At 57.7% G+C, this 6,963-nt stretch carries 5 protein-coding genes; 4 read left to right on the forward strand and 1 reads right to left on the reverse strand.

The genetic code is table 11. From position 1 onward, the window contains the following. The 3 genes from RTM13_RS14970 (at window position 1) to RTM13_RS14980 (ending at window position 4,522) form a co-directional block, all read left to right on the forward strand. Complete coding sequence (locus RTM13_RS14970; RefSeq protein WP_312212799.1) at window positions 1-2,661, forward strand: GNAT family N-acetyltransferase; 2,661 nt, start codon at window positions 1-3, stop codon at window positions 2,659-2,661. A 129-nt stretch (window positions 2,662-2,790) separates the two neighbouring features. Then, window positions 2,791-4,146 (forward strand): CDP-diacylglycerol--serine O-phosphatidyltransferase, encoded by a 1,356-nt coding sequence (gene pssA / locus RTM13_RS14975; protein ID WP_312212801.1) that lies wholly within the window; start codon window positions 2,791-2,793, stop codon window positions 4,144-4,146. Window positions 4,147-4,201: 55 nt separating this feature from the next. Continuing rightward, window positions 4,202-4,522 carry a YfiM family lipoprotein gene (locus RTM13_RS14980; RefSeq protein WP_312212803.1) on the forward strand — a complete coding sequence of 107 codons (321 nt, stop codon included), beginning with the start codon at window positions 4,202-4,204 and terminating at the stop codon, window positions 4,520-4,522. On the opposite strand, the gene RTM13_RS14985 is transcribed toward RTM13_RS14980, so the two are convergent. Beyond that, window positions 4,519-4,971, reverse strand: coding sequence for a DUF4385 domain-containing protein (locus RTM13_RS14985; protein ID WP_409456052.1), 453 nt, complete (start codon window positions 4,969-4,971; stop codon window positions 4,519-4,521). The two genes, RTM13_RS14980 and RTM13_RS14985, sit on opposite strands and share 4 nt — an antisense overlap. Window positions 4,972-5,090: 119 nt before the next feature. Here RTM13_RS14985 and RTM13_RS14990 point away from each other — a divergent pair, with 119 nt between their 5' ends. Then, window positions 5,091-6,887: a thiamine pyrophosphate-requiring protein gene (locus RTM13_RS14990; RefSeq protein WP_312212807.1), complete on the forward strand. Its 1,797-nt coding sequence runs from the start codon at window positions 5,091-5,093 to the stop codon at window positions 6,885-6,887. Window positions 6,888-6,963: the final 76 nt, after the last annotated feature.

Raw genomic sequence — 6,963 nt, forward strand, 5'->3', positions numbered from 1 at the left:
ATGAGCCAACGAGGACTGGAAGCGCTGCTGCGCCCTAAGTCGATTGCGGTGATTGGTGCCTCAATGAAGCCGGATCGCGCCGGTTTTCTGATGATGCGTAACCTGCTGGCTGGCGGATTTGCCGGCCCGGTGCTGCCGGTGACCCCGGCCTGGAAAGCCGTGCAGGGGGTGCTGGCCTGGCCGGACGTTGCCAGCCTGCCCTTTACGCCGGATCTCGCCGTGCTCTGCACCCATGCAAAACGCAACCTGAGCCTGCTGGAGGCGTTAGGCCTGAAGGGGTGTAAGACCTGCATCATCCTCTCTGCGCCGCCGGAACAGCATGCCGACCTGCTGGCCTGCGCCAGCCGCTTCCAGATGCGCCTGCTGGGGCCAAACAGCCTTGGCCTGCTGGCACCCTGGCAGGGGCTTAACGCCAGCTTCTCTCCGGTACCGATCGCCCGCGGCAAGCTGGCCTTTATCTCCCAGTCGGCGGCGGTGTCCAATACCATTCTCGACTGGGCCCAGCAGCGCGAGATGGGCTTCTCCTACTTTATCGCCCTCGGTGACAGTCTGGATATCGACGTTGATGAGCTTCTCGACTTCCTGGCCCGCGACAGCAAAACCAGCGCTATCCTGCTCTACCTGGAGCATCTGAGCGATGCCCGGCGCTTTGTGTCGGCCGCCCGTAGCGCTTCGCGTAATAAGCCTATTCTGGTGATTAAAAGCGGCCGTAGCCCGGCGGCGCAGCGCCTGCTGCACGTCAACGCCGGGATGGATCCCGCCTGGGATGCGGCAATCCAGCGCGCAGGCCTGCTGCGTGTGCAGGATACCCATGAGCTTTTCTCCGCCGTTGAGACCCTGAGTCATATGCGTCCGCTGCGTGGAGAGCGCTTGATGATTGTCAGCAACGGCGCAGCACCGGCGGCACTGGCGCTGGACGAGCTGTGGCTGCGCAACGGCAAGCTGGCGACCCTCGGCGAGGAGACCCTCTCCCGCCTGCGTGAGGCGCTGCCCGGATCCGTCGTAGCGGATAACCCGCTGGATCTGCGCGACGATGCCAGCAGCGAGCGCTATATCACCGCGCTTAACATCCTGCTCGACAGCCCGGACTACGATGCTCTGCTGGTGATCCACTCCCCCAGCGCCGCCGCCCCCGGCAGCGAGAGCGCGTTGGCCCTGATCGAAGCCCTGAAAAAGCATCCGCGCGGTAAATATGTCACCGTGCTGACCAACTGGTGCGGGGAGTTCTCCTCTCAGGAGGCCCGCCGACTGTTTAGTGAGGCGGGGTTACCCACCTACCGAACGCCAGAGGGGACCATCACCGCCTTTATGCATATGGTGGAGTATCGTCGTAACCAGAAGCAGCTCCGGGAAACCCCGGCCCTGCCCAGTAACCTGAACGCCGATACCGCCGAAGCGCATAAGCTGTTGCAGCGCGCTATCGATGAGGGGGCCTCCACGCTCGATACCCATGAAGTCCAGCCGGTACTGCACGCCTACGGATTGCACACGCTCCCGACCTGGATTGCCAGCGATAGCGCAGAGGCAGTATATATTGCTGGCCAGATTGGCTACCCCGTCGCCCTAAAGCTGCGCTCCCCAGATATTCCGCACAAGTCGGAAGTTCAGGGGGTAATGCTCTATCTGCGTACCGCTGCGGAAGTACAGCAGGCGGCAGAGGCGATTATCGATCGCGTTAAGATGCGCTGGCCGCAGGCGCGGGTGCACGGTTTGCAGGTGCAGAGCATGGCTAACCGCGCCGGTGCCCAGGAGCTACGGGTAGTGGTAGAGCAGGATCCGGTGTTTGGTCCGCTGATCATGCTGGGCGAAGGCGGCGTGGAGTGGCGAGCGCAGGACCAGGCCGCGGTGGCGCTGCCGCCGTTGAACATGAACCTTGCCCGCTACCTGGTCATTCAGGCCATCAAAAATAAGAAGATCCGCGGACGCAGCGGTCTCCAGCCGCTGGACGTGATCGGCCTGAGCCAACTTCTGGTGCGGGTCTCGAACCTGATTGTCGACTGCCCGGAGATCCAGCGGCTGGATATTCACCCGCTGCTGGCCTCCGCCGGGGAGTTTACCGCCCTCGACGTAACGATGACGCTGGCTGCATTTAGCGGCAGCAGCGAAAGTCGGCTGGCGATTCGTCCCTACCCTCAGCATCTTGAGGAGAGCGTGACGCTAAAGAACGGTGATACCTGCCTGTTCCGCCCTATCCTCCCCGAAGATGAGCCGGCCCTGCAGCGTTTTATCGCCCGCGTCACGAAAGAGGATCTTTATTATCGTTACTTCAGTGAGATCAACGAATTCACCCATGAGGACTTAGCCAATATGACCCAGATCGACTACGATCGGGAGATGGCGATCGTTGCCGTGCGCCGTACTGACGATGGCGAAGAGATCCTTGGCGTGACGCGGGCGATCTCCGATCCGGACAACGTGGATGCAGAGTTTGCCGTACTGGTCCGTTCCGACCTCAAGGGTCTGGGTCTGGGGAGGCGCTTGCTGGAGAAACTGATTGGCTATACCCGCGATCATGGTCTCATGCGTCTGAATGGTATTACGATGCCTAATAATCGCGGTATGGTAACGCTGGCACGTAAACTCTGCTTTACCGTCGATATCCAGCTGGAGGATGGGATTGTCAGCCTGACGCTTCCTCTTGCGGAGCCTGGCGGCTCCTGAGTAAGGTACTGGAAATGTTGACCACTTCGCTGGCTCTGGTGTTATCATTGTCCGCTTATGTGGTCTGCATGCTTCTGTAGATGCATGATACAGAGGACCCTTCAATAAACAGAGAAGATACGCACTGTGATGTTGTCAAAATTTAAGCGTAATAAACATCAACAACACCTTGCTCAACTACCTAAGCTCTCTCAGTCAGTTGATGATGTCACGTTTTATTACTCTCCCGCCGACTTTCGGGAGACACTGCTTAAACAGATTGCCAGTGCAACACAACGCATCTGTATTATCGCCCTGTACCTTGAGCAGGACGACGGCGGTAGAGACATTATGGCGGCGCTCTATGAGGCGAAACGCCAGCGGCCGGAGCTGGATGTGCGCGTTCTGGTCGACTGGCATCGTGCCCAGCGCGGCCGTATCGGCGCTGCTGCGGCTAATACAAATGCTGACTGGTACTGCCGTCTGGCGCAGGAGAACCCCGGCGTTGATATCGCCGTTTACGGCGTGCCGGTAAATACCCGCGAAGCGCTGGGCGTGCTGCACTATAAAGGCTTTATCATTGATGATGCCGTGCTCTACAGCGGTGCCAGCCTGAACGATGTCTACCTGCATCAGCATGAGAAGTATCGCTATGACCGCTACCAGCTGATCCGCAATGCGCGGATGGCCGACATTATGCTGGAGTGGGTCGACAGGAATCTGATTCAGGGGTGCGGCGTTAACCGCCTCGATAGCGACCAGCGACCTAAGAGCCCGGAAATCAAAAATGATATTCGTCAATTCCGCCAGGAGCTGCGTGACGCAGGCTACCATTTTCAGGGCGATGCGGATAACGAGCAACTGGCGGTAACACCGCTGGTGGGCCTTGGCAAAACCAGCCTGCTCAACAAGACGATTTTCCATCTGATGCCGTGCACCGAGCACAAGCTGACGATCTGCACCCCCTACTTTAACCTGCCGGCGGTGCTGGTACGCAATATCATTCAGCTGCTGCGCGAAGGTAAGAAAGTTGAGATCATCGTCGGGGATAAGACAGCGAACGATTTCTATATTCCGGAAAACGAGCCGTTTAAGATCATTGGCGCGCTGCCCTATCTCTATGAGATTAACCTACGCCGCTTCCTGAGCCGTCTGCAGTACTATGTGAATACCGATCAGCTCATTGTCCGCCTGTGGAAGGATGCGGATAACAGCTATCACCTGAAAGGGATGTGGGTGGATGACGAGTGGCTGCTGCTGACCGGCAACAACCTTAACCCACGCGCATGGCGACTGGATCTGGAAAATGCGATCCTTATCCACGATCCGCAGCAGGAGCTGGCTCCGCAGCGTGATAAAGAGCTGGAGCTGATCCGCACCCATACTACCGTGGTGAAACACTATCGCGATCTGCAAAGCATTGCCGAGTACCCGGTTAAGGTGCGTAAGCTCATCCGCCGCCTGCGTAGGATACGTATCGACAGGCTGATTAGCCGTATTCTGTAACCTGTTTACAACGTTAGGCCCCGTCATCGATGGGGCCTTTTTATTGGGATTGGCGATGCGCGCACTTATCTTACCTTCCCTGCTGCTGTTAACCGGCTGCACGCATATGGCTGACGATCGGTGGCATGGTCAGGACAAGGCCCAGCACTTCATTGGCTCTGCCATGCTCGCTGCCGCGGGGAATGAGTATGCCCAGCGTCAGGGCGTCAGCGCCGATCGCAGCGCGGCTATCGGGGTTATGTTTTCGCTGAGCCTGGGGGCGTCAAAGGAGCTGTGGGATAGCCGCCCGGCAGGAAGCGGCTGGAGCTGGAAAGATTTTGCCTGGGATGTGGCAGGGGCAACGACCGGCTACACCGTCTGGCAGCTGGCGCACTAGCCCCATTTCGCCTGATGCGCTTTTTTACGCTTCAGGTAATCCTCATCGGCGCGGATCCGATCCCACCAGGTTTTGAATATTGCCGCCGCCGCTGCTTTAACCGGATCGTTACCACGTGGATTTAGCTCGCGGTTCTCATCATACTTTTTACCGCCCTTGTAGTTGGCGTAACGCCGGGCGCGGGTATACCCCATCTGAATAAACTTACGTGCCATATCCATACCGACAAAGTCATCACTCTTGCGGTACTCTTCAAACAGGGCATAAATCTGTTCCGCTGATTTCTGCGCCGACTCCGGATCCTTATAGCGCCAGAAGGGCAGGATCTCCCCCTTATAGGGCTCGACCAGCAATACGCCCTGCTCTCCCCGGCCCACCTGGTAACGTTCGGGATGCTCGCGAAAATCTGTTTCAGTAAAGTCCTGCTCATAATCAAATTCTTTGCGCACCGCTACTCTCCGTTGTGTTTGCTCTTTTAAACATAGCACTCTTCAGAGAACTCCCCCTTTTTCGCCGATTTGCCTTAGGTGAACTATCCTCGAACAAACACCAGACACGAGGAAAAATAATGGCTCAGATGACCAGCGACTTCTTTGTAGAACGATTAAAAGCCTGGGGCGTCACCCGTATTTATGGCTACCCTGGAGATGGCATTAACGGCGTACTCGGTGCGCTGCAGCGCGCTGAAAAAGCGGGTAACGGAATTGAGTTTATTCAGGTACGCCATGAAGAGATGGCTGCCTTTATGGCCTGCGCCCACGCCAAGTTCACCGGCGAGCCTGGCGTCTGCCTCTCCACCGGCGGCCCAGGCGCGACCCACCTGCTGACCGGCCTGTATGACGCCCGCATGGACCATATGCCAGTGATCGCCATTGCGGGCCAGGCAGAGGCCACGGCCCGCGGCTCGAATTATCAGCAGGAGATCAACCTCGATCGCGTATTCAGCGACGTGGCGAACTTCGTGCAGGAGGCGGCGACGCCCTCTCAAGTACGCCATCTGGTGGATCGCGGCGTGCGTATCGCCAAAGCCAATAACGGCGTCACGGTGCTGATCCTGCCGAAGGATATCCAGGATGAAGAGTGGCAGGAGCCGCAGCATGCCCATGGCTTTACGCACTCCGGTCCTGGCTATCAACGCCCGCAGATCATTCCCTATCAGTACGATCTTCAGCGTGCCGCCGACATCCTCAACGAAGGTAAAAAGGTAGCGATCCTGATTGGCGCGGGTGCACGGGATGCCGCCGTTGAAGTGGTTCAGACGGCTAACCTCCTTGGTGCAGGGGTCGCGAAGGCGCTGCTGGGTAAAGATATACTCCCTGATGATGCGCCGTTCGTCACGGGTTGTATCGGCTTGTTGGGTACTGAACCCTCCTGGGATCTGATGCAGGATTGCGACACGCTGCTGATGATTGGCACTGGCTTCCCGTGGACTGAGTTTTTACCTAAAGAGGGACAGGCACGTGCAGTACAGATCGATATTGATGCCTCCATGCTGGGGTTACGTTATCCCACTGAAGTGAATCTGCACGGTGATGCGGTCAGTACGCTACAGGCGCTGCTGCCCCTGCTTAAGCACAAGGAGGATCGTGCATGGCAGGAGAAGATCGCAGTCTCTGTCCAGGCGTGGTGGGAAAAAATGGAGGAGCGGGCCATGGCGAAAGCCAACCCGGTTAATCCTCAGCGCGTAGTGTGGGAAATGTCACCCCTGCTGCCGGACAATGCTATCGTCACGTCCGACTCCGGCTCGTGCGCAAACTGGTACGCACGTGATTTCAGAGTTAAGCAGGGCCAGCGATCCTCTCTGTCTGGCGGTCTGGCCTGCATGGGTGCGGCGGTGCCCTATGCTATTGCCGCTAAGTTCGCCTTCCCGGAAAAACCGGTCGTTGCGCTGGTAGGCGATGGCGCTATGCAGATGAATAACCTGGCTGAGTTAATTACCATCCAGAAGTACTGGCAGGGCTGGTCCGATCCACGACTCATTGTTTGCGTATTTAACAATGGAGATCTTAATCAGGTGACCTGGGAACAGCGCGTCATGGAGGGAAATCCCCGCTTTGAGGCGACTCAGGATGTGCCAGACGTGCCTTACGCGAAGTTTGCGGAGTCCATTGGGCTAAAAGGGATCTTCGTTGACGATCCGGATAAGCTGCATGACGCATGGAATGAAGCGTTGAGCTCGGATCGCCCGGTGGTATTGGAGGTTAAAACCGACCCGGAAGTCGCGCCCCTACCGCCGCATATTACGTTTGAGCAGGCGAAAGCGTTTATGTCGTCAATGGCGAAAGGCGACCGATCCACAGGTAAAGTGATCGCCGATACGGCAAGTCAGATTATCAATACGGTCCTGCCGGGAAATAAAGCGTAAGGCATAAGACATAAGGCTTAGTACCACGCCGGGCGGCACGCCGTTTGCCCGGCCTGCGGGAGCGGCATCGTCTGTA

Origin of the sequence: Pseudescherichia sp., assembly GCF_031979925.1 — a bacterium.
Classification (GTDB): domain Bacteria; phylum Pseudomonadota; class Gammaproteobacteria; order Enterobacterales; family Enterobacteriaceae; genus Pseudescherichia.